The organism is Nocardiopsis sp. NPDC101807 (assembly GCF_044766605.1).
Classification (GTDB): domain Bacteria; phylum Actinomycetota; class Actinomycetes; order Streptosporangiales; family Streptosporangiaceae; genus Nocardiopsis; species Nocardiopsis tropica.
This window is the reverse complement of sequence record NZ_JBIWMK010000001.1, coordinates 897,897-921,164: the sequence shown is the minus strand read 5'-3', so window position 1 is coordinate 921,164 and position 23,268 is coordinate 897,897. Positions and strand designations below refer to the sequence as shown.

Sequence of the window (23,268 nt, the reverse complement as noted above, 5' to 3'; positions counted from 1 at the left end):
GCCGTGCACGCCGGGGCGCGGCGTGCGGCCCGCAGCGGAGCGCGGGCCGGGGACGGCGGAGCCCCGAGCGGGGCGGGGGCCGGGGCCCGGCCGCACAGACGGGCCCCGGCGCGGGGGTGGCTACAGGAAGCCGGGCACGGTCTTCCAGGCGTTGCCGGGGGCGGGGGCGTCGTCGCGCTCGACGGTGGCCTCGATCTTGCCGTAGGGGCGGTCCGCGGCGAAGAACACCTCGTTGGGGTTGTCCAGGCCGAAGGGCGAGAGGTCCACGAGGAAGTGGTGCTTGTTGGGCATGGAGAAGCGGATCTCCGCGATCTCCGGGTGGCTCTTCAGCACCGAGCGGCCCATCTCGTACAGCGATTGCTGGAGCGCCAGGCTGTGGGTGTTCGCGAACGCCTCCAGCATCAGGGCGCGCACCGACGCGTACACGGCGTCGTAGTCGTGGTCCACGCCGACGTACCGCCAGCGGGCGCTGACGTCGGTCGCGAGGATCCGGTCGGTGGTCTCCTGGAGGGTCGTGTACTTGGTCTTGGGGTAGCCGTGGAACTCCGACCCCGTGGACTTGAGGACGGTGAGCCCCTCCAGGCCGGAGACCACCCACTCGCCCCCGGCGTCCTTGGTGACGACGGTGGTGCGGGTCTCGCCGCCGCGCCGGGAGAAGGCGTGGTCGTGGGGGCCGTCGGCGGTGGTGATGCGGTCCCAGGCGTACTCGTGGATCTCCTGCCGGGCGCCCTCCACGTAGTCGTGCTCGCCGACGAAGTGGCGGGCCAGGCGCAGGGCGAAGTCCTCGATGGCGCCGACGCCGCCCCACTCGCGGGCCTTGGCGTAGACGGTGTTCTTCTGGGTGTCGGTCGGCAGGCAGGTGGTGTTGTCGCCGAGCGTGTGGACCGTTTCCAGGTCGCCCCGCAGCTGCGAGGTGACGTTGACGTCCTTGATCCGGTGGACGTCGGTGTCGCGGTTGACGTGGACGAGGCGTACCTCGGCCTTTCCGTACTGGTTCTCTCCGAGTCGGATGCCCATCAGGGTGAACTCCAGGGTTGTGGATATTCGTCATCGTCGCGCCTGCGCGCAGTACGTACGAGGGAGGACCGCTGTGGTCATGCGGAAGGACCTGTCACGCACTCGAAGAAGCAGGTGTCACACCTTGGCCGGCTGAGGTTCCGTGTCGGTCTCCTTTCCGTTGCGGGGCCGTGTCCGGGGCGTCCGCGGACGAACGCCTCCCGGGGCTAGGAGCCCCGGTAGGTGGAGTAGGAGTAGGGGCTCAGGAGCAGGGGCACGTGGTAGTGGGCCTGCTCCTCGGCGAGGTCGAAGGTGACGGTGACTTCGGGGAAGAAGCCCGTCCGGCCGTCCGCCGCGAAGTAGGCGGCGGTGTCGAAGACGAGGCGGTAGGTCCCGCCGGCCAGCCGCTCGGGGCCCAGGTCGGGGACGCGTCCGTCGTCGTTCGTGCGTCCCTCCGCGACGGTGCGCCAGGACGTCCGGCGCTCGTCGGCGGCGCTCTCCAGGCGGACGGGGACCTCGCGCGCCGGAGCGCCCAGAGCGGTGTCCAGGATGTGGGTGGTCACGTGGCTCATGGGTTCTCCAGGAGTTTGGCCAGGCGGAGCCCGGCGATCCGGCGGAGTTCGTCCGCGACGACGCGGAGCTCGGCGGCGGTGTCGTTGCCGAGGCGGTCGACCAGGTCGGCGAGGAGTTCGCGACTGGAGCGCCCGCTGGCGCAGACGAGGTAGATGTGCCCGAACCTGTCCTCGTACTCACGCTGGGCGTGGGAGAAGATGCGCTGTACGCGGGCCGAGGCGTCGTCGGTGTCGGCGGCGAACGCGGACTGCTCCCCCCGCGACCACCGTGCCTCGGTGCCCGTTCCCTCGGCCTTCTCCCCGATGCGGGGGTGGCGGGCGAGGGCGGTCGCGACCTCCTCGGGCGTGATGTCGCGCGCGTGGTCGTCCGCGCCGCGCATCAGCTCCTCGCGGTCCCGGAAGGGCGCCCCGGCCGCGAGCGCCTCGACCCAGCGGTCCACGTCCAGGCACTGGGCCAGCCGTGCGCGCAGCTCCTCCCCGGTCAGGGCGTTCAGTTGCTCCAGGCCGGGGTCGGAGCCGTGTCCCGGCTCCTCCGGCATGGTCTCGGGCATGTGCTCTCCCGTGGCTCGGCCGGTCGGCGCCCCCGCGGGCGGGGAAGCTGAACCGACCAAGGATTTTCGTAGTGCAGACGGCCAATTCCGTATTGCGGATTGGGGGGACTCTAGTTGATGGCAGTGTGACCTTGTCAACACTCAAAAGGCCCCTATCGCGAAAGGCGACGGAATCTGTACGCCCGCACGAAGGTCCCGCGCCCACCCATGGTGCGTGGGGCGCCTGGGGCTCATGGGGTTGAAGTGGTTGCTCCGCGGCGCATCCGGCGCGCCCGGACGGTTGACAAGCCAGGGTGACCGGCCGCACACTCATGACATTCCTCAAAACGAAAACTACTTTCCACAATGCGGAAGTAGAAGTTGGAGGCAATGCATGAGCCACTCACTCCGCTACACGGTGAACTGCTCCCTGCTGTTCACCGAACTCCCGCTCCTCGAACGACCCCGGGCCGCCCGGGACGCCGGTTTCGACGCCGTCGAGTTCTGGTGGCCGTTCGGGAGCCCGACCCCGCCCCAGGACGAGGTCGACGCCTTCGTCCGCGCCCTCGACGACGCCGGCGTGCGCCTCACCGGCCTCAACTTCTTCGCCGGCGCGCTCCCCGGACCCGACCGGGGCGTGCTCTCGCACCCCGGCCGGGTCGAGGAGTTCCGTGCGAACGTCGACGTGGTCACCCGGATCGCCGAGCGCACGGGCACCACCGGCTTCAACGCCCTCTACGGGCTGCGGCTGCCCGGAGCCGACCCCGCCGAGCAGGACCGGGTGGCCCTGGAGAACACCCTCGCGGCGGCCCGGGCCGTCGCCCGCGTCGGCGGCACCGTGCTCGTCGAGCCCATCAGCGGTTCGGCCGACTACCCCCTCACCACCGCGGCCGAGGGCCTCGGGTTCGTCGCCCGGGCCCGGGAGGCCGGGGCCCCGAACGTCGCCCTCCTCGCGGACCTGTACCACCTCGTGGTCAACCGGGACGACGTCTTCGCCGTGGTCCGCGACCACGCCGCGGAGTTCGGCCACGTACAGATCGCCGACTCCCCGGGGCGGGGCGAGCCCGGCTCCGGACGCCTCCCCTTCGACGACCTCCTCCGGGCGCTCGGGGACGGCGGCTACACCGGGCTGGTCGGCCTGGAGTACAAGCCGACCGTCCCCAGCGCCAAGAGCTTCGACTGGCTGGTCTGAGCCGCCCGCCACCCCTTCGCGGCGACAGCCGCGGCACGAACGAGACACGAGAGGGACAGCGATGCCCGACACCGAGATCGCCTTCATCGGCCTGGGGATCATGGGCCTGCCCATGGCCGTCAACCTGGTCCGCGCCGGCTACACCGTCACCGGCCACAACCTCACCCCCGAGCGCGTCGACGCGCTCGTCGCGGAGGGCGGACGCCGCGGCGGCGGCGTCGCCGGGGCCGTCACCGGGGCCGACGTCGTCATCACGATGGTTCCCGACTCCCCGGACGTGGAGGAGCTCCTCCTCGGCCCCGGGGGCGTGTACGAGAACGCCAAGCCCGGCACCCTCGTCATCGACATGAGCACCATCCGCCCCGACGTCTCCCGCGCGGTCGCCGAGGCAGGGGCCGAACGCGGTCTCCGCGTCCTGGACGCCCCCGTGAGCGGAGGCGAGGCCGGGGCCGTCGAGGCCAAGCTGTCCATCATGGTCGGCGGGGCGCAGGCCGACTTCGAGGCCGCACGCCCGATCTTCGACGTCCTGGGCACCACCCCGGTCCTGGTCGGCCCCAACGGGGCCGGGCAGACCGTGAAGGCCGCCAACCAGCTCATCGTCGCCGGCAACATCCAGCTCCTCGCGGAGGCGCTCGTCTTCCTGGAGGCCCACGGCGTCGACACGGAGTCGGGGCTGGAGGTCCTCGGCGGCGGGCTCGCGGGCAGCACCGTGCTCCAGCGCAAGGGCAGGGCCATGCGCGAGCGCGACTTCGCGCCGGGGTTCCGCATCGCCCTGCACGACAAGGACATGCGCATCGTCACCGACTCCGCGCGCGCCGCGGGCGTCGCGATCCCGCTCGGCGCCCAGGTGGCGCAGTCCGTCGCCGCGCTCAAGAACCAGGGGCACGGCGGACTCGACCACTCCGCGCTCCTCATGATCGTCCAGCAGCTCTCCGGCCGGTCCTAGCCGACCTCCCAGGAAGGCCCCGTGCCGCAGTCCCCGGTGTTGGCCGCACCCGGGACGCCGCGGGCGGAGCCGACCGCACCAGCACCCCTAGCACTGAAGGGTTCACCCGTCATGGCACAGATGCCCGTGATGAACGCCGTCGTCGAGGTCCTCAAGGACGAGGGCGTCGACATCGCCTTCGGCTGCCCCGGCGCCGCGATCCTCCCCCTCTACAAGGCGATGGAGGAGGTGGGCGGGATCGAGCACCTCACCGTCCGCCACGAGGAGGGCGCCACCCACATGGCCGACGGCTGGTCGCGCACCACCGGCAGGGTCGGCGTGGCCATCGGCACCTCCGGGCCCGCCGGCACCAACATGATCACCGGCCTGTACACGGCCATCGCGGACTCCGTCCCGATCGTGTGCATCACCGGCCAGCAGCGCACCGACCTCCTGGACAAGGAGGGCTTCCAGGCGGTCGACATCGTCGAGATCGCCAAGCCGGTCACCAAGTGGGCCGTGCAGGTCAAGGAGGCCGCGACCGCCCCGTGGATCTTCCGCGAGGCGTTCCGGATCGCGCGGGAGGGCCGTCCCGGGCCCGTCCTGATCGACATCCCGGTGGACGTCGCCCAGAAGCTGATCGAGTACGACGCCGCGATCGACGCCCCGCTGAAGGTCAACACGGTCGAGCCGCACCTGCCCCGCGTGGAGCGGGCCCTGGACCTGCTGCTGGCCGCCGAGCGCCCGCTGATCCTCGCCGGGGGCGGGGTGATCCTGGCGGAGGCCTCGGCGGACCTGCGCGAACTCGCCGAGTACCTGCGGGTGCCGGTGCAGGTCACCCTGATGGGCAAGGGCTCGTTCGACGAGGACTCGCCCCTGTACTCCGGTATGACCGGCGTGCAGACCTCCCAGCGCTACGGCAACGCGTCCTTCCTGGAGTCGGACCTGGTCCTGGCGGTCGGGGCGCGGTTCGCCGACCGCCACACGGGCCAGATCGACGTCTACCGGGGAGACCGCAAGTTCATCCACGTGGACATCGAGGCGACCCAGATCGGCCGGGTCTTCGAGCCGGACCTGGGCGTGGTCTCCGACGCGCGGCTGTTCCTCCGGGAGCTGCTGGCCGCGGCCAGGCGCAGGGGGGCCACGGCCCGGGTCGGCGCGTGGATCGACCGGATCGGCGAGCTCAAGGCCACCCTGACGCGCCGCGAGGACTTCGACACGGTCCCGGTCAAGGCGCCGCGCGTCTACAAGGAGATCAACGAGGTCTTCGACGAGGACACCTACTTCGTCACGGCCATCGGCCTCTACCAGATCTGGGGGGGCCAGCACCAGAAGGCGTACAAGCCGCGGCACTACCAGATCTGCGGCCAGGCGGGCCCGCTCGGCTGGGAGATCCCGGCGGCCATCGGCGTCCGGAAGGCACTGGCGGCCACCGAGCCCGACGCCGAGGTCGTCGGCATCGTCGGCGACTACGGCTTCCAGTACATGGTCGAGGAGCTCGCCGTCGCGGCCCAGTACGACGTCCCCTACGTGATCATCATGCTGAACAACGAGTACCTGGGCCTGATCCGCCAGGCGTCGATCCCCTTCGGGATGAACTACCAGGTGGACGTCCACTACGACGAGTACGGCACCGACAACGTCAAGCTGATGGAGGCGTACGGCTGCTCGGGGCGCCGTGTGTGGGAGCCCGGGGAGATCCGCGAGTCCCTGGAGTGGGCCCGCAAGGAGGCCCGCTCGACCTCGCGGCCGGTGCTCGTCGAGATCATGATCGAGCGCGAGGCCAACACCCCGCACGGTCCCTCGATCGACGCCGTCAAGGAGTTCGAGCCGGTTCCCGGCGCCTGACGGCCGGGGCCCCGGGGGATCCCCGGGGCCCCTCCGCGTCCGCCGGGTCAGCCGCAGTACGCGGCCTCCTCGCCGATGATCCGGTACGGGCAGTCCGCGTAGTCGAGCAGGCGCAGCACGGCCTCCTCGTTGCGGGCGGTCTCCCTCTCGATCACCGACGAGGGCGGGTAGAACCCGCCGCCGGCCGCGCTGCGGGGGTACATCTCGTACGTGAAGTTCACGATCCGCTGGTCGCCCCACAGCCAGTCGTTGATCGACCCGTCGGTGACGTACAGGTCACTGGACTGCTGGGGGGTGTAGCCGTTCGCCTCGGCCATGTGCTCGCCGAGCGCCGCGTGGGTGTCGTACTCCTCCTGGGTCATCCCGTCCGCGACGTCGTCGTAGGTGTGGCCGAACGGCCAGAGGATGAGCTCGCTGTAGGTGTGGAAGTCGACGGCGGCGGTGATCTGCTGCTCGCCGCCGACCACCCGGCCGCGCACGAAGTCGGCGACCACCCGGACCTCCGGCGCCGACTCCGGCGCGGGGCCCCGGTAGGTGGCGCTGCCCGGGTTGCCGGACGAGCCGCCGCAGCACCCCCACTCGTAGGCCCAGTTGCGGTTGAGGTCGGTGCCCGGTGACGAGGAGCCCTCGTTGGGCTGGCGGTTCTTGCGCCAGTTCCGCCAGGTGCTGCCCGCCATGTCGTACTCGCTGCCGTCCGGGTTGACGTTGGGCAGGATCCAGATCTCGCGGCCGTCGACCAGGTCGGTGATCCGGGGGTCGCTGCCGTACCCGTCGGTGAGCATGCGCATCAGGTGGACCGCCATCTCGACGGTCAGGTGCTCGCGCGCGTGCTGGGCGTGGACGAACAGCACCTCGGGCTGGTCCTCGTCCACGTCGACGTTGTCGCTGATCTTGACCGCGAGGAGGTCGCGCCCCTCGTGCGACCGGCCGATGACGGACCGTGCGGCGATGTCGGGGTGGGCGGCGACGACCTCGTCGATGACGCCGACCAGTTCCGCGTAGCCGGTGTAGCCGGGGTCGGGGGCGGCGAGGGGGACGGGGAGGTCGAACTCCTCGACGCCGTAGCCCAACCCGCTGATCGCCTCGACGTCGTCGGGGGCGGCGGTGACCAGGACCGAGTCCTCGCCGACGTGGTCGATGGCCGCACCGGTCGCGGCGATCTCCGAGCGGTCCCGGGCCGAGGTCGCGCCGCTGACCTCGTAGAGGCCGTGGACGGGCTCGGCGGCCGCGCCGCTCGTGCCCAGGAGGCCGAGGACGAGTGCTCCCACGGCCGCGGGGACGAGGATTCTTCTGACGGGGGTGCTTCCCACGATGCCTCCAGCGGGGGTGAGGCTGCGGATACGTGGCGTTATTGCAGAAGAATCAGGCACAATCTGTCAATATGGATAACTTTCTGCCACCGGCGTGGCGGATCGCCTTGTTTGCCCGCTCCGCCAGGTGAAGCCCGCTTCGTCCGTGACGGGGGCCGGGTGCCCCCTGGCCGGATGTGGCCACGGCGGTCGCGCCGTCGGACCGCGCTCCGGGGCCACGGGATACAGGCCCTCACTCCTTCGGCGCCACCCGGTAGACCCGCTGCTCCGTCACACGCGCGATCGTCTCGAAGTCGTTGTCGCAGTGGAGCAGGGTGAGGTCCCGGAGTTCGGCGCAGGCGGCGACCAGGAGGTCCACGGGGCCGGCGCTGCGGTGTTCGCCCCGGGAGGTGAGGATCCGTTGGACCTCCCAGGCCCGTCGGTAGTCCCTGTCGTCCAGGTCGACCGGGAGGAGCATTCTGTTGAGCAGGGACACGATGCGGTCGCGATCGCTCACGGACCGGGCGCCGTACAGGAACTCGAGCTCGGTGACGGGGCACACCGCGACCACGCCGTTGGCTATGGCCTCGTCCCACCGGGAGTCCTGTTGCCCGAGGACGCGGGCGAGGGCACTCGTGTCGATGAGGTACCGGGCAGGGCTCACCGGCGATACCGCCGCTTGTCGGAGAGCACGTGCAGGTCCACGCCCTCCTCGGCTGCGAGTTCGCGCATCTCGGCCAGGGCGGCGGAGCGGTCGAGCCTCGTCACCGCGTCACGGAGGGCCGTGTTCACCGTCTCCTTCTTGGTCTTCGTTCCGTAGAGCTCGGATGCTCTGGAGAGCGCCTCGTCGTCGATGTCGATGAGAACCTTGGTCACAGCGGCCTCCGTATATCCCGGTGAGGCAACAGTATATCCGCGGTGGCCGGGCGGGTGGCGGGGTCTGCGCGGACCGCGGTCGCGGCACCGCCCCGCAGGGGCGGGAACGAGAGATCCCGCCGACGGTACCGGTCTCGCCGCCACCGCGGCTTACGCGTACTCGGCGCGGGTGGCGGCGGCCTCGGGTGTTGGCCGCACCCCGGGTCCCGTCGGCGGGACTCGAACAACCCCCCTAGCACTGAAGGGTTCACCTGAAATGGTACAGACCTCTGTGCGATATCTCGAAGTCGAGGTACACGTAGCGGTCGCCCGGCCCGGCGCGTCGGCGGCGTCCCATTCGCGGACACCGTGTCATCGCAGGTAAGTGACCTGCGTCTCGACATGTGGACGCGGGGTACCGGAGATCTTCGGCCGTCTGCTAGCGTGATCACCGATATGCTGCGCGTGCTGCTCCTCCTTAGCGGCCGCGGCGGGGGTCGTTAGACGGTCGGCTCCCTCGCCGCGGGACTTCGGCTTGCTCCTGGTCGACCAGACCACATGCACGAACCACCCCGAGGAGACACCGCGATGGTGCCGCAGCAGCAGACCAGCCCCATGCCCTTCCACCGGTACAAGCCCTTCGCCCCGGTGGACCTGCCGGACCGCACCTGGCCGTCGAAGACCATCGACGCGGCCCCCCGCTGGCTCTCCACCGACCTGCGCGACGGCAACCAGGCGCTGATCGAGCCCATGGACCCCGCGCGCAAGCACGAGATGTTCCGGCTGCTGGTCGGGATGGGCTACAAGGAGATCGAGGTCGGCTTCCCCTCCGCGAGCCAGACCGACTTCGACTTCGTCCGGTCCCTGATCGAGGACGGGCTGATCCCCGACGACGTGCAGATCTCGGTGCTGACCCAGGCCCGCGAGGACCTGATCGAGCGCACCGTGCAGAGCCTGGTCGGCGCGAAGCGCGCCACCGTGCACCTGTACAACGCCACCGCCCCGACCTTCCGCCGCGTGGTCTTCCGGGTCGACCGGGAGGCCTGCAAGGACATCGCCGTCCAGGGCACCCGCCACGTCATGCGCTTCGCGGAGCAGTACCTGGACGGGACCGAGTACTTCGGCTACGAGTACTCGCCCGAGATCTTCATCGACACCGAGCCGGACTTCGCCCTGGAGGTCTGCGAGGCCGTCATGGACGTGTGGAACCCCGGGCCGGGCCGCGAGATCATCCTGAACCTGCCCGCCACCGTCGAGCGCTCCACCCCCAACGTCTACGCCGACCAGATCGAGTGGATGAGCCGCAACCTGTCGCGCCGCGAGCACGTCGTGCTCTCCGTGCACCCGCACAACGACCGGGGCACCGGCGTCGCCTCCGCCGAGCTGGCCGTCATGGCCGGGGCCGACCGGGTCGAGGGCTGCCTGTTCGGGCACGGCGAGCGCACCGGGAACGTCTGCCTGGTCACCCTGGGCATGAACCTGTTCAGCCAGGGCGTCGACCCCCGGATCGACTTCTCCGACATCGACGAGATCCGCCGCACCGTCGAGCACTGCACCCAGCTGCCGGTGGCCCCCCGCCACCCGTACGGCGGCGACCTGGTCTACACCGCCTTCTCCGGCTCCCACCAGGACGCGATCAAGAAGGGCTTCGCCGCGCAGGAGGAGGCCGCCGGGGCCGCCGGCACCCCGGTGGACGAGCACACCTGGGACGTCCCCTACCTGCCCATCGACCCCAAGGACGTGGGCCGCAACTACGAGGCGGTCATCCGCGTCAACAGCCAGTCCGGCAAGGGCGGCGTCTCCTACATCATGCAGCGCGACCACGCCCTGGACCTGCCGCGCCGGCTCCAGATCGAGTTCTCGCAGGTCATCCAGAAGTTCACCGACGCCGAGGGCGGGGAGTTCGCCGCCGACCGGATCTGGGAGATCTTCTCCACGACCTACCTGGCCGACCAGGGCCCGGTCGCGGTCCTGGCCCACCGCTCCTCCACCGACGGCGACGGCACCTACCGGATCGAGGCCGACGCCCGCGTCAACGGTGAGATCCGCGAACTGTCGGGCACCGGCAACGGCCCCATCTCCGCGTTCTGCGACGCCCTGGCCGACGTCGACGTCAAGGTCCGCGTCATGGACTACGTGGAGCACTCCATGGGCGGGGACGGCGACGCCCGCGCCGCCGCCTACGTGGAGGCCGAGATCGACGGCCGGGTCGTGTGGGGCGTCGGCATCCACAGCAGCATCACGACGGCCTCGCTGAAGGCCCTGTGCAGCGCCATCGCCCGCGTCTGACGGACCGGTGCTCCCGGGGCCGGGGCGACGCGGCAGCGCTCGCCCCGGCCCCCGCCCACCGCCGCGCGCGGAGGCGGGCCGCCCCTCAGAGAAGGCCGAACGGTCCGGGGTCGGGCAGGCCCAGGGCGGCGCAGGAATCCCGGTTCGCCGCGGTCAGCTCGCCCAGCGGGACCGCTCTGCGGGAGGCGGCGGCCGGGTCCGTCCGGGACCGCTCGGACCCCGGCCGGGGCCGCACCGCCAACCCCTGCCCGAGGCCGAGGCCCTCCACCTCCTCGCGCCAGCCGGTCCAGCGCAACCCCTCGTAGAACCCCTCCAGGTTGCCCGCCAGCATCCACAGCAGCCACGAGGAGTACGTGGTCTCCATCGGCTCCCACCGCAGGGAGTCGGGGGCGAAGTACACCATCTCGCCGGGTCTGCCCGGGTGCTCCGCGCCCTCGGAGCCCGGTCCGTTCAGGGCGAACACCCCGCCCAGCACGTCGTGCCCCACCACCAGCCGCAGCGGCGGACCGAAGACCACGGCCGCGCTCAGGTCGTTGACCTCGCCCAGCCCCCGCAGGCCGGGGCCGCCCCCGCCGTGCACCCGGAGCCAGCCCCCGTCGAGCACCAGGCCGCCGCACTCCAGCGCCATCGCGCCCAGGAAGGACCGGGCGGTCACCTGGAGCCGGTGCAGGCAGGTCCGGCCCGCTACGGGGTCGACCGGCAGCACGCGCACCGGCGCGGCGCTCCCGGCCAGGTGCTCGCTCAGGACGGGCCAGGCGGGCTCCTCGACCTCGACCAGCTCACTCAGTTCACGCATCGGGGGACCCTCCGTCACACCGCGGGGTAGGCGCGGCGACGGACCAGGTTACAGGGAGGCTCCGACGGTCCAGGAGGGGACGTGCTTGCGGAACCCGTCCGCGCAGGACACGAAGCCGCACGCGCGGTAGAACGCGTGCACGTAGGCGTCGCCGGCGGCGAGCAGCTGGATCCTGTGGCAGCGGGCGCGGCGCGCGAGGCGCTCCGCCGACCGAAGCAGGGAGCGCCCCGCACCCGAGCGCCGGTGCCGTTCGGCGACCACGAGGTTCTCCACGAGCATCACCGGCCGCCCGTCCCGGAACGTCCAGGGCACCACCAGGCAGTCCACCGTCCCGGCGACGAGCCCGTCGCGCTCGTGGACCAGCAGGGTGCGCCCCTCCTGGCCCGAGACCTCGGACCAGATCCGCGCGGCCGAGGCCGCGCCGAGGGGCGGGGCGTCGGGGGGCAGTTCGCCGAGCAGGGACAGCACGGCGTCGAGGTCCTCGGCGGTCGCGGGCCGCGTGACAGGGGGCACCGGGCCAGGGTAGGGCGCGGGGGAGCCGCGGCGGTAGGGTTTCGCGCGGCGCGGTCCCTCCGTGCGCGGAGCGAGGAGCCTGCGCCGGGGCCTCCGACGACGGCGGTCCGCGCCCCGGGGGAGCGCGGACCGCCGTCGTGCCCGGCCTACTCCCAGCCGAACTTCTGGGTCCAGGCGTCGCCGGACTCTCCCACGCCGATCGCCACCAGGTCGCAGTTGAGGATGTTGTCGCGGTGGTCCCGGCTGCCCATCCAGGCGTCCATGACCTGCGCGGCGCTCGTCTGCCCCTTGGCGACGTTCTCCGCGCCCCACGCGTCGTAGCCGTGGCGGAGGGCGCGGTCGCCCGGGCCCTCGCCCTCGGGGTTCTCGTGGCTCATGTAGTCGCGCCGGTCCATGTCCTCGCTGTGCTCCTGGGCGGCGGCGGTGAGCCGCGGGTCCACCTTGAGCGGGTCGCACCCGGCGGAGGCGCGCTCACCGTTGACCATCGTCACGACCTGGTCGGCGGATCCCCCTCCGGAGGAGGATCCGGAACCGCCGCGGCCCCGGCGCTCGCCGTCGCCCTCGTCGTTCCCGCCGCCACCGCCGCCACCGCCCGACGGGCCTTCGTCCTCCCGGGCCTCCTCGGGGACGGAGGAGGCCGTCACGTCGGCGCTCTGAGGCCCTCCCTCGCCGGACGGCGACGGCCGGTCCTGCGGCGACGCGCTGGGCGACGCGAAGAAGTCGTCGTCCGCGGAGGACCCGGGGACGGCGGAGTCGTCGGCGACGGCGTCACCGATCCGACCCGTCGCCAGGGTCTCGTCCGCGGTGTCCCGGAACGGGTTCAGGCTCTCGCCGGCCCCGGTGACCAGCAGTGCTCCGGCCAGGGTCAGGCCGACCGGTATCGCGGCCAGCGCCACCGCGAGGGGGACCGGGCGGCGCCGCCGCCCGTCCTTCCGTGAGCGGTTCTCGCGAGCGCTCATCCGGCGCTTGCCTCGGCGACCACGCGCCATATCGCTCTCCTCCGTGACGGGAATCGGGTGGACGCACCTGCGGACCCGCCGGTCCGTGACCGCGGCCGGGGTGTCAGTCCTTCCCCCGGCCGGTTCTGGCCGTGCCCATGGGCACGTGAGTTCTGTGTGACCCGTGCCCGGCGGGCAGCGCGTGCGCGCGGGGGACTCCGGACGCCGCGGGGGAAGGGCGGCAGGCCCGGTGAGGTGCGTCCTAGCGCGTGAGAGTAGAGCAAAGCGAGCAAAAAGGGAATCCAAAACGTAATAAAGCAGGTCACGTCGGGGCCTACGTGGAGAGGTCGGGCCGCCCGGGTGGTCGGTGGCATCCGCGACAATGGGGGGGTGAGTCTCTACCGCGACGAGGGCGTCGTCCTGCGCAACCAGAAGCTGGGCGAGGCCGACCGCATCGTCACCCTCCTGACCCGGCGCACCGGCCTGGTCCGCGCCGTCGGCAAGGGGGTCCGTCGCACCAAGTCCCGCTTCGGCGCGCGCCTGGAGCCGTGCACCCACGTCGACCTGCAGCTCCACACCGGCCGCACGCTCGACGTCATCACCCAGGCCGAGACCCTCCGCTCCTACGGCGAGGCCGTCGTCTCCGACTACGCCCGCTACACCGCCGCCACCGCGATGCTGGAGACCGCGGAGAAGGTCGTCTCCGTGGAGAAGGACCCCGCGCTGCGCCAGTTCCTGCTGCTGATCGGCGCGCTGCGTACCCTGGGGGAGGGCGTCCACGACTCCAGGCTGGTCCTGGACGCCTACCTGCTCCGGTCGCTCGCCGTCGCCGGGTACGCCCCGGCCCTGGACGGGTGCGCCCGCTGCGGCAGCCGGGGGGAGCACCGCGCCTTCGCGGTCCACGCCGGCGGTATGGTCTGCTCGGTGTGCCGCCCCCACGGTTCCGTGCACCCGTCCCCCGACACGTTCCGGCTGATGTCGGCCCTGCTCGGAGGGGACTGGGGGAGCGCGGACGCCAGCGAGGGCAGGCACCGCTCCGAGTGCAGCGGGTTGGTCGCGGCCTACCTACAGTGGCACCTGGAAAACGGAATCCGATCACTGCGCCATGTGGAGCGTTCTTGAGTCTGTTCAGCTTCGACACCGGTAAACGCCGGGAGTACGCCGCGCCCGTCCCGCACCCCAGCGGCGCGCGGCCCCCCGAGCTTCCCGCCGCCCTCGTGCCCGGGCACGTGGCCGTCGTCATGGACGGCAACGGCCGCTGGGCCAAGGAGCGCGGACTGGCGCGCACCGAGGGGCACAAGGCGGGGGAGTCCTCCCTCTTCGACGTGATCGAGGGCGCCCTGGAGATGGGGGTCTCCCACCTCTCCGCCTACGCCTTCTCCACCGAGAACTGGAAGCGGTCGCCCGACGAGGTCCGCTTCCTCCTCGGCTTCAACCGCGACACCATCCGCAACCGCCGCGACGAGCTGCACGCGCGCGGGGTCCGCGTCAAGTGGGCCGGGCGCGCCGGGCGCCTGTGGAAGAGCGTCATCAAGGAACTCCGCGACGCGGAGGAGATGACCAAGGACAACACCGGCCTGACCCTGCAGTTCTGCGTGAACTACGGAGGCCAGGCGGAGATCGTCGACGCCGCCCGCGCGATGGCCCGCGAGGCGGCGGAGGGGCGGCTCTCCCCGGACAAGATCACCGAGGACACCCTCGCCAGGCACCTCTACGCCCCCGACGTGCCCCCCGTCGACCTGTTCGTGCGCTCCTCCGGGGAGCAGCGGCTGTCCAACTTCCTCCTCTGGCAGTCCGCCTACGCCGAGTTCGTGTTCCTGGACACGCTCTGGCCCGACTTCGACCGCCGCGACCTGTGGCGGGCATGTGAGATCTACGCGAGCAGGGACCGCCGTTACGGAGGCGCCCTGCCCAACGCCGTAGCTGGGGAGGAAAAGTAATGTCGGGTTCCGAAGAACCCCTGGTCAGGCAGGGCATGTCGCTGGTCTCGGTGGGAGACAGCTTCACCGAGGGCGTGGGCGACCCGTACCCGGGCGGGGAGGGGTTCCGCGGCTGGGCCGACCGGCTGGCCGAACACCTCGCCGACCACGTGGGGGAGATCGGGTACGCCAACCTCGCGGTGCGCGGCAAGCTGATGCGCCAGATCGTCACCGACCAGGTCCCGCCGGTCCTGGCGATGGCCCCCGACCTGGTGACGCTGAGCGCCGGCGGCAACGACCTGCTGCGCCCCGGAGGGGACCCCGAGCGGATGGCCCGCATCCTGGACCACACGGTGGGCCGCCTCCGCGCCGCGGGGAGCCAGGTCGTGCTGTTCACGGGGGTGAACATCACCACCGGCTACATGCGCGGCACCATCGGCCTGTTCGCCCGCTACTACCTCCACGTGCGCGCGGTCGCCGACAAGTACGGCTGCTTCCTGGTGGACCAGTGGTCCATGGACGTGCTCACCGACCCCCGCGCCTGGGACGAGGACCGGTTGCACATGTCACCGGAGGGGCACCGCCGCCTCGCGCTGCGCGCGGCCGAGGTCCTGGGCGTGCCGGTCGCCGACCGCTGGGACGAGCCGTGGCCCGAGCAGGGGCCGGTGCCCTGGCGGCAGGCCCGCCGTGAGGACCTGACCTGGGTGAAGGACTCGCTCGGTCCGTGGATCGGGCGCCGTCTGACCGGCCGCTCGTCCGGCGACACGGTCACGGCCAAGCGCCCGGAGCTGACCCCGCTCACGAAGGACCGCTGACCGGCCCGGCCTCCTCCTCCGCCGACGCACCGCTCACGGTGTGACGTGCCACCCAATACGCGCGCGAACGGCAACCTACTGTCGCGTAACCCGGGGGTGGGGATGGATCATCGTGCACTATGAGCGGTTTTGGGACGAAGGATCTGACGAGCGGGGACATCCTGTCCTACGTCGCCCTCGGTGACAGCTTCACCGAGGGCATGAGCGACCCCTACCCGGACAGCGACGCCGTGCCCAACGGCCGCTACCGGGGCTGGGCCGACCGGGTGGCCGAGCACCTCGCCGACCACGTCGCCGAGGTGCGCTACGCCAACCTCGCCGTGCGCGGCAAGGTCATGCACCAGATCATCGACGAGCAGATCCCCCGCGCCGTCGAGCTGTCGCCCGACCTCATCACCCTGTGCGCGGGCGGCAACGACATCATCCGCCCCGGGGCGGACCCCGACGCCGTGGCCGCGGCCTTCGCCGGCGCGGTCGAGGAGCTGAGCCGGACCGGCGCGCGCATCGTCCTCTTCACCGGGTTCGACACCAACTGGCAGCCGGTGATGCGGCACATGCGCGGCAAGATCGCCACCTACAACATGCACCTGCGGGCCATCGCGGACCGCTACGGGTGCGACGTGGTGGACGTGTGGAGCATGCGGGTCCTCGACGACGCCAGGGCCTGGAACTGGGACCGCCTGCACCTGTCCTCGGAGGGTCACCGCCGGCTCGCCCTGCGCGTGTGCGAGGTCCTCGGCCTGCCGACCGGCACGGACTGGAACGAGCCGTGGCCGCCCGCCGCGCCGCGCGACTGGCGGACGGCCCGGCAGGAGGACCTGCACTGGGCGCGCGAGTTCCTGGTGCCGTGGATCCACCGGCGGCTCACCGGCCGTTCGTCCGGTGACCACGTCAGTGCCAAGCGTCCCGGCCTGGAGCCGCTGCGCGTCCACCGCGACTGAGCGGCGGCGCGGACGCCCGCACGATCCGGCGGCGGGCCCCGGAGCGGTCCGGGGCCCGCCGCCGGGCGGTCTCGCGTGAGAGGGCCCCGGCCCGCCCGGTCCGTGGACGCCCGGCGCCCGGGGGACCGGCGGTACGGGGTCCGGCTCAGGAGCAGCGGGCGCAGGTGCCGAAGACCTCGAGAGTGTGCGTCACCCCGGTGAAACCGTGCTTGGCGCCCATCTCGACCGCCCACCTCTCCACGGCCGGGCCCTCGATCTCCACGGCGGTCGAGCACACCCGGCAGACCAGGTGGTGGTGGTGGCTCTCGGTGTCGCACGCCCGGTAGACGGCCTCGCCGTCGTCGGTCCGCAGGACGTCGACCTGACCCGAGTCGCTCAGCGCCTGCAGGGCGCGGTAGACGGTGGTCAACCCGATCTTGGAACCGTCGGCGCGCAGGTCGGCGTACAGGTCCTGGGCGCTGCGAAAGCCTGTGGACTCGGTCAGCGCCTGGCGGACCGCGTCGCGTCGTGTACTCATGGTTTCACCCTCCCCCGATCAGTCTGGGGCATCGTACCGGCCGGAACCCCCGCTCCGGGCCGGTGGGCCCGCGGGGAGCGCGCTCCGGAAGCGCGGCGCAGCACGCCGCCCGCCGCCACCGCCGCGCCGTAGACGGCGAGGGCCAGCAGGACGATTGTCGCACCGGGCGAGAGATCGGCGTAGAACGACGTGGTCAGCCCGCCCAGCGAGGACAGGAGCCCGATCGCCACGGCCAGCAGCATGGTCACCCGGAAGCTCTTGGTCAGCTGCTGCGCGGCGGCGACCGGGACGATCATCAGGGCGCTCACCATGAGGACCCCCACCACGCGCATGGCGATCACCACGGTCAGCGCGGCGGTCACCGCCAGCAGCACGCTCAGGAAGCGCACGGGGAGCCCGTGGGCCCGCGCCACCTCCTCGTCCTGGCACAGCACGAACAGTTCGCGTCCGAACACCGCGACCACGCCGACCACCCCCGCGGCCAGGACGCCCACGACCCACAGGTCGGCCTCCTCCACGGTGCTGACCGAGCCGAACAGGTAGGAGACCAGGGTGGCGTTGCTCGCCCCCGGGGTGAGTCCGATGAGCAGCACGCCGCCCGCGATGCCGCCGTAGAACAGCAGGGCGAGGGCCACGTCGCCGCTGGTGCGGGTGCGCACGCGCACGATCTCGATGAGCACGGCGCCCGCGGTCGCCACCACGGCCGCGGTGAGCACCGGGGAGGTGCTGGTGAGCAGGCCCAGCGCCACGCCGGTCAGCGCGACGTGGCCGATGCCGTCGCCCAGCAGGGCGAGGCGGCGCTGGACGAGGTAGGTGCCGATGATCGGGGCCACGAGGCCGACCAGCACGGCGGCGACCAGGGCGCGCCGCATGAACTCGTACTGGAGCAGTTCAGTCACGGCCGGGGACCTCGAGTCGGATCAGGTTGGCGGGGGCGGTCCCGGTGGCGGCCCTCGCGGGGTCGTTGGGGTCGGGGTGGGGGTGCTGGTGCTCGTGGCCGGGACGGGCGCACTCGCCGGTGGGCTCGGGGGCGCGGCCGTCGTGCGCCACGCGTCCCGACTCCAGGACCACGGCGCGCTCGATCACGTCCTCCAGGGGACCCAGCTCGTGCAGGACCAGCACCACGGTGGAGCCGAGGTCCCGCAGGCGGGCGATGGTGCCGGCGAGCGCGCGCTGGTTCTCGGCGTCCACGCCGGCCATGGGCTCGTCCATGACGAAGGTGTCGGGCCGCCCGGCGAGGGCGCGGGCGATGAGGACGCGCTGCTGCTGGCCGCCGGAGAGCTCCCGCACCGAGTCGCGGGCCCGGTCCGCCAGGCCGACGGTCTCCAGGGCCTCCTCGACGGCGGCGCGGTCGGCCCGTGTGGTGAACGAGAGGCGGCGGCGCGAGGCGACCTGCCCGGAGGCGACGATCTCGCGCACGGTGGCGGGGACGGCGCCCCCGGCGGTGAGCCGCTGGGGGACGTAGCCGATCCTGCGCCAGGAGCGGAAGCGCCGCAGCGGGACGCCGTGCACGAGGACCTGACCCGACGTGAGCGGCACGATGCCCAGCATCGCGCGCATCAGCGTCGACTTGCCGGAGCCGTTGGGGCCCAGGACCGCCATCGTCTGGCCGACGGGCACGTCGATGCTCACGCCGTCGAGCACGGGAACGCCGTCGTAGGCGACATGCGCCCCGACGGTCCGGAAGGCGGGCGGTACGTCGCTTTCGACGTCCGTGAACTGGGCAGACACCTAGTCATTATGGCGAAAACGAAAATGATTGTCAAAATGTGACAGAGGCGACGCGAGGGCGGACCCCGGTCAGAAACCCAGGGTCCTCGCCACCGCCAGCACCAGGACGACGCCCACCATGAGCACGCGCGGCACCTTCTGCTGACCCGTCAGGGAGGGCCAGGTCAAGAACGCCAGCCACACGAAGAACACCGCCACCAGCAGAAGGCAGACCGCGCCCACGAACCCCGGCGCCGCGAGCCCCGCGAGGAACAGCGCTCCCAGCACCAGGGGAGCCAGCCAGCGGGGGCCCTGGTGCAACCACACCAGCGGCACCGCGCTGCGCCCCTCCACCTCCCGCCGCAGGCGTCCCGCACCCGGGGCGCCACCCGTCCGTCCCCCGCCGGGGGGCGGCGGGGAGCCCTCCTCGGGGCGGGGGAGGTCCCCGTCGCCGCGCCGCTTCTCGTCACCGTGCTCAGGAGGGGCCATGCTGTCCGTATCCGCTTCCGGGTCGTGCCGACGACAGGGGGTCCGGGCCGTTCGCCCGGGTCACCCACCCCGCTGTGGTGGGCCCCGGGCTCCCGGGCCTGTGATACTTGTGTCTCTGACCCTAGTGCAGGGCCCCGGCACGCCGCCGGGCTCCGGCTCGGCCCCCGCGGCCGCACGTCTCCCCCCGACCCGCGCAGCGCGCCGCAGATCGGGGCCCCGCACACTTTTGGTCGCGCATCCCCTACGTTCAGTAGTTCATTCGTCGTCTGAGAAACGCGGCCCGCGCCGACGGTTCCCGCGCGTTGCCCACGGCAACGAACCCTCCGGAGGGTGTCAACTTCCGTGCCCGAACCCACTGTCATCGTGACGTTCGACGTCACCGAGCCACATCTGCAGAACTGCCTCGACTCCCTGAGCCGCCAACGGAGCGGTGACCGGGTCGGGGAGGCGGCTCCCGAGCCGCTCACGGACGTCGAGGTCGTCCTCGTCCCGATCCGCGCCGGAAACGGCGACCGCCCCCGCACCGCCGACACCGGGTCCCCCTCCACGGGGGCGGACGCCGACGGCGGCGGTGACGAGGACGCGGCGGAGGACGCCGACCCCGAGGTCCCGGCCGAGGACGGTGATCAGGGGGACGAAGCCGTCGAGTCCGTCAGCGAGGACGGGCTCGCCGCGGCGGTCGCGTTCGCCGAGTCCCCGCCGCCCGGCCTCACGGCCGTACTCCTGGGCGGCGACCCCGCCCCCGACCGGCCGACCGCGCGCGCACGCGGGGCGGAGGCCGCCCGCGGCAGCCACCTGCTCTTCCTGGAGGGCTCCGACGCCCTCACCGGCTACGCCCTGTCCTACCTCGTGAAGAGCGCCGCCGACAGCCGTTCCGACCTGGTCGTCGGCAACGTGTACAAGTTCAACGAGCTCGGCGCCTCCCCCTCCAGGGCGCACAAGCGCTACTGCGGCAAGAACCGCCTGGCCGAGGACCCCCGGAACGTCCCGGGCCTGGCCGCGGACCCCGCACTCGGCAACAAGCTCTGGCGCAGGGGGTTCTGGGAGTCCCTGCCCGACCACGGCCTCCACCCCGACGACGCCGACCTGGGCCTGCGCCGCGCCGTCCTCGCCGCCACCGCCGTCGACGTCCTCCCCGGCCCGGTCCTGCTGATGCGCGAGCGCGAGCACGTCCGGCTCCCGCTGGAGAAGGACGTCCTCGAACGCCGCATCTCCGCCATGGGCGAGCTCGCCGCGGGCCTGGCCACCGCCGACCGCGAACTGTGGGACCGCACCCTCCTCAACGGCGAGCTCCACAGCCTGCTCCTCAGGCTGGACGACGCGGAGGACGACGCCCGCGAGACCGCGGTCGACCTCCTCAACGGCTTCCTGGACCACGTCCCCGCGCAGCAGCTGCGCGGACTCGGCGTCCTCGCGCGCCTCCTCTACCACCTCGTGCGCAAGCGGCGCGTGGCCGACGTCCTGGAGGTGGCCACCTTCGCCAAGAGCGTCGAGATCAAGAAGGCCACCGTCGTCCGGCGCGGTCTCGGCTACTACATCCGGTACCCCTTCTTCGAGTCCGAGGACCCGGAGAGGGCCGTGCCCCGCGAGGTGTACCGGCTCGACGAGGAGATCCGGGTCCGCCAGAAGACCGAGGAGATCCGTTGGGAGGACGGCCGCCTGCACATCAGCGGCAGGGTCGGCATCCGCCACCTCCGGGCCCGCAGGCGCTGGCAGCAGCACGTGGTCGCGTTCGCCGTCAACACCGCCACCCACCGCCGCGTGCGCGTACCGGTACGGACCCGGCTCGCCGCCGAGTTCAAGCTCCCCGACGTCATCGACGCCGCCCGCCACGACTACGGCGGCTTCGACCTCGTCCTGGACCCGCGCAGGCTGCGGTCCGCCGGCGGCTGGGAGCCCGGGGACTGGAAGGTCGAGCTGGTCGTCCTCAACCGCGGCATCACCCGGCGCAAGTTCCTGTCCAGCCCCGTCTCCGGTCCGCCCGAGCGCCCCGGCTACCAGCAGGTCGACGAGGACTTCTGGGTCCGTCCGTACTGGAGCAAGGACCGGCAGCTGGTCGTGGGGGTCGAGCAGGCCCGCGCCCGCGTCACCTCCCACCGCTTCGACCCCCGTACCGGTGAACTGGAGCTGGAGGGCGAGCTGCTGTCCGCGCCCGCCGCCGAGGCCACGGAGCTGCGCCTGACCCGCAGGCCGGGCACGGCGGTGCTCACCCACCCCGTCACCGTGCACGCCGGCCGCTTCGGCGCCCGGATCCGCGCCGACGAGCTGTTCGACCGCAGCGTCAGCGAGTGCGGAGGCGTGATCCGCCAGGAGGAGTGGGACGTCCACCTGGTCACCCCCGACCGCCAGACCATCCCCCTGGTGATGTCCGACGACGTCGCCACCACCGCCTACGCGGCCGAGGACACCCTCCAGGAGCTGGTCGTCCGGCGCGGCGCCACCGGTTACCTGCGACTGCGCGCCGGGCACGCCAGGCCCACCGTGGACGGGGCCCGCTGGGAGGGGCGCGCACTCGTCCTGGAGGGCGAGTTCCCCGCCGGCACCGACCTGCGCCTGGTCGCCAAGGCGCGCGGGCGCGACGAGGAGCACGGGCTGCGGGTGGAGCGCTCCGGGAACCGGTTCGGGGCCAGGTTCTCCCCGGCGGACATCCCCACCCTGTCCGGGGACCTGTCCCTGCCCGCGGGCACCTACCAGCTGTGGGGCCGGGTCCGGGGCGGGGAGGGCTCCGAGGAGGGCCCGACGGACGTGGGAGTGGAGTTCTCCGACGCGCTCATCACGGGACTGCCGCTGGAGATGCAGACGAGCGAGCGCTCCTACAAGCTCTCCTACCAGGGGCGCGGGATCCCCGTCCTCCGGGTCGGCAGCGACCTGCGCCCGGCCGAGCGCGGCAGCTTCGCCCAGCGCGAGCTGAGGGAGACGCTCTACCCGGCCGAGCGGGAGAAGCCGGTCGACGAGGGCATCCTCTTCGACACCTACACCGGCCGCCAGTACTCCGACAGCCCCCAGAGCCTCTACGCGGAGCTCCGGGGCCGCGGGCGCTGGGCGGACTACCCGATGTCGTGGCTGGTGGCCGACGGACAGGTCCGCCTTCCCGACGACCTGGCGCCGGTCCGCCACCGGGGCCGGGAGTACTACGAGGCGCTGGCCCGCACGCGGTACCTGGTCACCAACTCCCGCCAGCCGACCTGGTTCCACCGCCATCCGGACCAGGTGGTCGTGCAGACCTGGCACGGCTCGATGCTCAAGCGGATCGGCTTCGACGTCGAGAACATCCGGGGCAAGTCCCGCGACTACTTCGACAAGCTCGCCTGGGAGACCCGGCAGTGGGACTACCTGGTCTCGCCGAGCCCGTGGGCGACGCCGATCCTGCGCAGCGCCTTCCGCTTCGAGGGGGAGGTCCTGGAGACCGGCTACCCGCGCAACGACATCTTCTTCTCGCCCGACCGCGAGGCGATCGCGGAGCGCACCCGGCGGCGCCTCGGCCTCCCCGAGGGCAAGAAGGTGGTGCTGTACGCGCCGACCTGGCGTGACGACAAGTACTACACGCGCGGCAAGCACAAGCTCGACCTGCACCTGGACCTGCGCCGGATGTACGAGAAGCTCGGCGACGACCACGTGCTCCTGGTGCGGCGCCACCCCCGGGTGGTCGACAGCGTGCCGATCGTCGGCGAGGGCTTCGTCCACGACGTGTCCCTGTACCCGGAGATCATGGAGCTGTTCCTGGTCACCGACGTGCTCGTCACGGACTACTCGTCCATGATGTTCGACTTCGCGAACACCGGCCGTCCGATGCTGTTCTTCACGTACGACCTGGAGGGCTACCGGGACAACCTGCGCGGTTTCTACTTCGACTTCGAGGAGACCGCGCCGGGGCCGCTGCTCACCGGGTCCGACGACGTGATCGAGGCGCTCCTCGACATCGACGAGGTGGCGCGCCGGGCCGAGCCGTCCTACCGGTCGTTCGTCGACCGGTTCTGCCCGCTCGACGACGGGCACGCGGCGGCCCGGGTCGTGGACCGGGTCTTCGGCGAGGGCTGACCCGGGCGGGCGCCGTCCCCGGCGTCCCGGCGGCCCCGGCCGCCGGGACGCCCGTGGCCGCCCCGGGTCGCCGCCCTCCGCCCGCGGGCGGAGGGC

22 protein-coding genes are annotated in these 23,268 nt (G+C 72.3%); 9 read left to right on the top strand and 13 right to left on the bottom strand.

Going from position 1 to position 23,268, the window contains the following annotated elements; all coding sequences use genetic code 11:
- Positions 1 to 120 precede the first annotated feature (120 nt).
- The 3 genes from pucL to uraD form a co-directional block, all read right to left on the bottom strand.
- Positions 121 to 1,017: a factor-independent urate hydroxylase gene (pucL, locus tag ACIRPH_RS04000; RefSeq protein WP_402908884.1), complete on the bottom strand. Its 897-nt coding sequence runs from the start codon at positions 1,015 to 1,017 to the stop codon at positions 121 to 123.
- Positions 1,018 to 1,223: 206 nt separating this feature from the next.
- The gene (gene uraH / locus ACIRPH_RS03995; RefSeq protein WP_402908882.1) at positions 1,224 to 1,568 is read right to left on the bottom strand and encodes a hydroxyisourate hydrolase; all 345 of its coding nucleotides are present in this window, start codon (positions 1,566 to 1,568) and stop codon (positions 1,224 to 1,226) included.
- Positions 1,565 to 2,119 (bottom strand): 2-oxo-4-hydroxy-4-carboxy-5-ureidoimidazoline decarboxylase, encoded by a 555-nt coding sequence (gene uraD / locus ACIRPH_RS03990; RefSeq protein ID WP_402908880.1) that lies wholly within the window; start codon positions 2,117 to 2,119, stop codon positions 1,565 to 1,567. The genes uraH and uraD overlap by 4 nt, the downstream gene beginning before the upstream one ends.
- 373 nt (positions 2,120 to 2,492) lie before the next feature.
- Here uraD and ACIRPH_RS03985 point away from each other — a divergent pair, with 373 nt between their 5' ends.
- The 3 genes from ACIRPH_RS03985 (at position 2,493) to gcl (ending at position 6,063) form a co-directional block, all read left to right on the top strand.
- The gene (locus ACIRPH_RS03985) at positions 2,493 to 3,290 is read left to right on the top strand and encodes a hydroxypyruvate isomerase family protein (protein ID WP_402908878.1); all 798 of its coding nucleotides are present in this window, start codon (positions 2,493 to 2,495) and stop codon (positions 3,288 to 3,290) included.
- A gap of 61 nt (positions 3,291 to 3,351) precedes the next feature.
- Positions 3,352 to 4,236: a 2-hydroxy-3-oxopropionate reductase gene (locus ACIRPH_RS03980; RefSeq protein WP_402908876.1), complete on the top strand. Its 885-nt coding sequence runs from the start codon at positions 3,352 to 3,354 to the stop codon at positions 4,234 to 4,236.
- Between the two features lie 111 nt (positions 4,237 to 4,347).
- Positions 4,348 to 6,063: a glyoxylate carboligase gene (gcl, locus tag ACIRPH_RS03975; protein WP_402908874.1), complete on the top strand. Its 1,716-nt coding sequence runs from the start codon at positions 4,348 to 4,350 to the stop codon at positions 6,061 to 6,063.
- 47 nt (positions 6,064 to 6,110) lie between these two features.
- Here the strand turns inward: gcl and ACIRPH_RS03970 are convergent, their stop codons facing one another.
- The 3 genes from ACIRPH_RS03970 to ACIRPH_RS03960 form a co-directional block, all read right to left on the bottom strand.
- Positions 6,111 to 7,373, bottom strand: coding sequence for a M14 family metallopeptidase (locus ACIRPH_RS03970; protein WP_402908872.1), 1,263 nt, complete (start codon positions 7,371 to 7,373; stop codon positions 6,111 to 6,113).
- A gap of 232 nt (positions 7,374 to 7,605) precedes the next feature.
- Entirely contained in the window at positions 7,606 to 8,016 is a 411-nt protein-coding gene (locus tag ACIRPH_RS03965; RefSeq protein WP_402908870.1) for a PIN domain nuclease, read from the bottom strand.
- Positions 8,013 to 8,228, bottom strand: coding sequence for a type II toxin-antitoxin system VapB family antitoxin (locus tag ACIRPH_RS03960; protein ID WP_402908868.1), 216 nt, complete (start codon positions 8,226 to 8,228; stop codon positions 8,013 to 8,015). Before ACIRPH_RS03960 ends, ACIRPH_RS03965 begins: the two co-directional genes overlap by 4 nt.
- A gap of 567 nt (positions 8,229 to 8,795) precedes the next feature.
- Here ACIRPH_RS03960 and leuA point away from each other — a divergent pair.
- Positions 8,796 to 10,496 carry a 2-isopropylmalate synthase gene (leuA, locus tag ACIRPH_RS03955; protein ID WP_402909526.1) on the top strand — a complete coding sequence of 567 codons (1,701 nt, stop codon included), beginning with the start codon at positions 8,796 to 8,798 and terminating at the stop codon, positions 10,494 to 10,496.
- An 85-nt stretch (positions 10,497 to 10,581) separates the two neighbouring features.
- Here the strand turns inward: leuA and ACIRPH_RS03950 are convergent, their stop codons facing one another.
- The 3 genes from ACIRPH_RS03950 to ACIRPH_RS03940 form a co-directional block, all read right to left on the bottom strand.
- The gene (locus ACIRPH_RS03950; RefSeq protein ID WP_402908866.1) at positions 10,582 to 11,292 is read right to left on the bottom strand and encodes a DUF2625 family protein; all 711 of its coding nucleotides are present in this window, start codon (positions 11,290 to 11,292) and stop codon (positions 10,582 to 10,584) included.
- A 48-nt stretch (positions 11,293 to 11,340) separates the two neighbouring features.
- Entirely contained in the window at positions 11,341 to 11,805 is a 465-nt protein-coding gene (locus ACIRPH_RS03945; protein WP_402908864.1) for a GNAT family N-acetyltransferase, read from the bottom strand.
- 146 nt (positions 11,806 to 11,951) lie between these two features.
- Positions 11,952 to 12,764: a CAP domain-containing protein gene (locus tag ACIRPH_RS03940; RefSeq protein WP_402908862.1), complete on the bottom strand. Its 813-nt coding sequence runs from the start codon at positions 12,762 to 12,764 to the stop codon at positions 11,952 to 11,954.
- Between the two features lie 369 nt (positions 12,765 to 13,133).
- Between ACIRPH_RS03940 and recO the strand changes: the two genes are divergently transcribed.
- The 4 genes from recO (at position 13,134) to ACIRPH_RS03920 (ending at position 16,418) form a co-directional block, all read left to right on the top strand.
- On the top strand, positions 13,134 to 13,865 hold the full coding sequence (gene recO / locus ACIRPH_RS03935; RefSeq protein WP_402908860.1) for a DNA repair protein RecO: 732 nt from the start codon (positions 13,134 to 13,136) through the stop codon (positions 13,863 to 13,865).
- Positions 13,862 to 14,683 (top strand): isoprenyl transferase, encoded by an 822-nt coding sequence (locus ACIRPH_RS03930; RefSeq protein ID WP_402908858.1) that lies wholly within the window; start codon positions 13,862 to 13,864, stop codon positions 14,681 to 14,683. The genes recO and ACIRPH_RS03930 overlap by 4 nt, the downstream gene beginning before the upstream one ends.
- Positions 14,683 to 15,477 carry an SGNH/GDSL hydrolase family protein gene (locus ACIRPH_RS03925; RefSeq protein ID WP_402908856.1) on the top strand — a complete coding sequence of 265 codons (795 nt, stop codon included), beginning with the start codon at positions 14,683 to 14,685 and terminating at the stop codon, positions 15,475 to 15,477. Before ACIRPH_RS03930 ends, ACIRPH_RS03925 begins: the two co-directional genes overlap by 1 nt.
- Positions 15,478 to 15,596: 119 nt before the next feature.
- Complete coding sequence (locus ACIRPH_RS03920) at positions 15,597 to 16,418, top strand: SGNH/GDSL hydrolase family protein (protein WP_402908854.1); 822 nt, start codon at positions 15,597 to 15,599, stop codon at positions 16,416 to 16,418.
- A 145-nt stretch (positions 16,419 to 16,563) separates the two neighbouring features.
- Here the strand turns inward: ACIRPH_RS03920 and ACIRPH_RS03915 are convergent, their stop codons facing one another.
- From ACIRPH_RS03915 to ACIRPH_RS03900, 4 genes are all read right to left on the bottom strand, one after another.
- Entirely contained in the window at positions 16,564 to 16,935 is a 372-nt protein-coding gene (locus ACIRPH_RS03915) for a Fur family transcriptional regulator (RefSeq protein ID WP_267945956.1), read from the bottom strand.
- Positions 16,932 to 17,834: a metal ABC transporter permease gene (locus ACIRPH_RS03910; protein WP_402908851.1), complete on the bottom strand. Its 903-nt coding sequence runs from the start codon at positions 17,832 to 17,834 to the stop codon at positions 16,932 to 16,934. The genes ACIRPH_RS03915 and ACIRPH_RS03910 overlap by 4 nt, the downstream gene beginning before the upstream one ends.
- Complete coding sequence (locus ACIRPH_RS03905; protein ID WP_402908849.1) at positions 17,827 to 18,666, bottom strand: metal ABC transporter ATP-binding protein; 840 nt, start codon at positions 18,664 to 18,666, stop codon at positions 17,827 to 17,829. Before ACIRPH_RS03905 ends, ACIRPH_RS03910 begins: the two co-directional genes overlap by 8 nt.
- 69 nt (positions 18,667 to 18,735) lie before the next feature.
- Entirely contained in the window at positions 18,736 to 19,134 is a 399-nt protein-coding gene (locus tag ACIRPH_RS03900; RefSeq protein ID WP_402908847.1) for a DUF6703 family protein, read from the bottom strand.
- A gap of 342 nt (positions 19,135 to 19,476) precedes the next feature.
- Between ACIRPH_RS03900 and ACIRPH_RS03895 the strand changes: the two genes are divergently transcribed.
- Positions 19,477 to 23,172, top strand: a complete 3,696-nt coding sequence (locus tag ACIRPH_RS03895) for a CDP-glycerol glycerophosphotransferase family protein (protein ID WP_402908845.1) — start codon at positions 19,477 to 19,479, stop codon at positions 23,170 to 23,172.
- Positions 23,173 to 23,268: the final 96 nt, after the last annotated feature.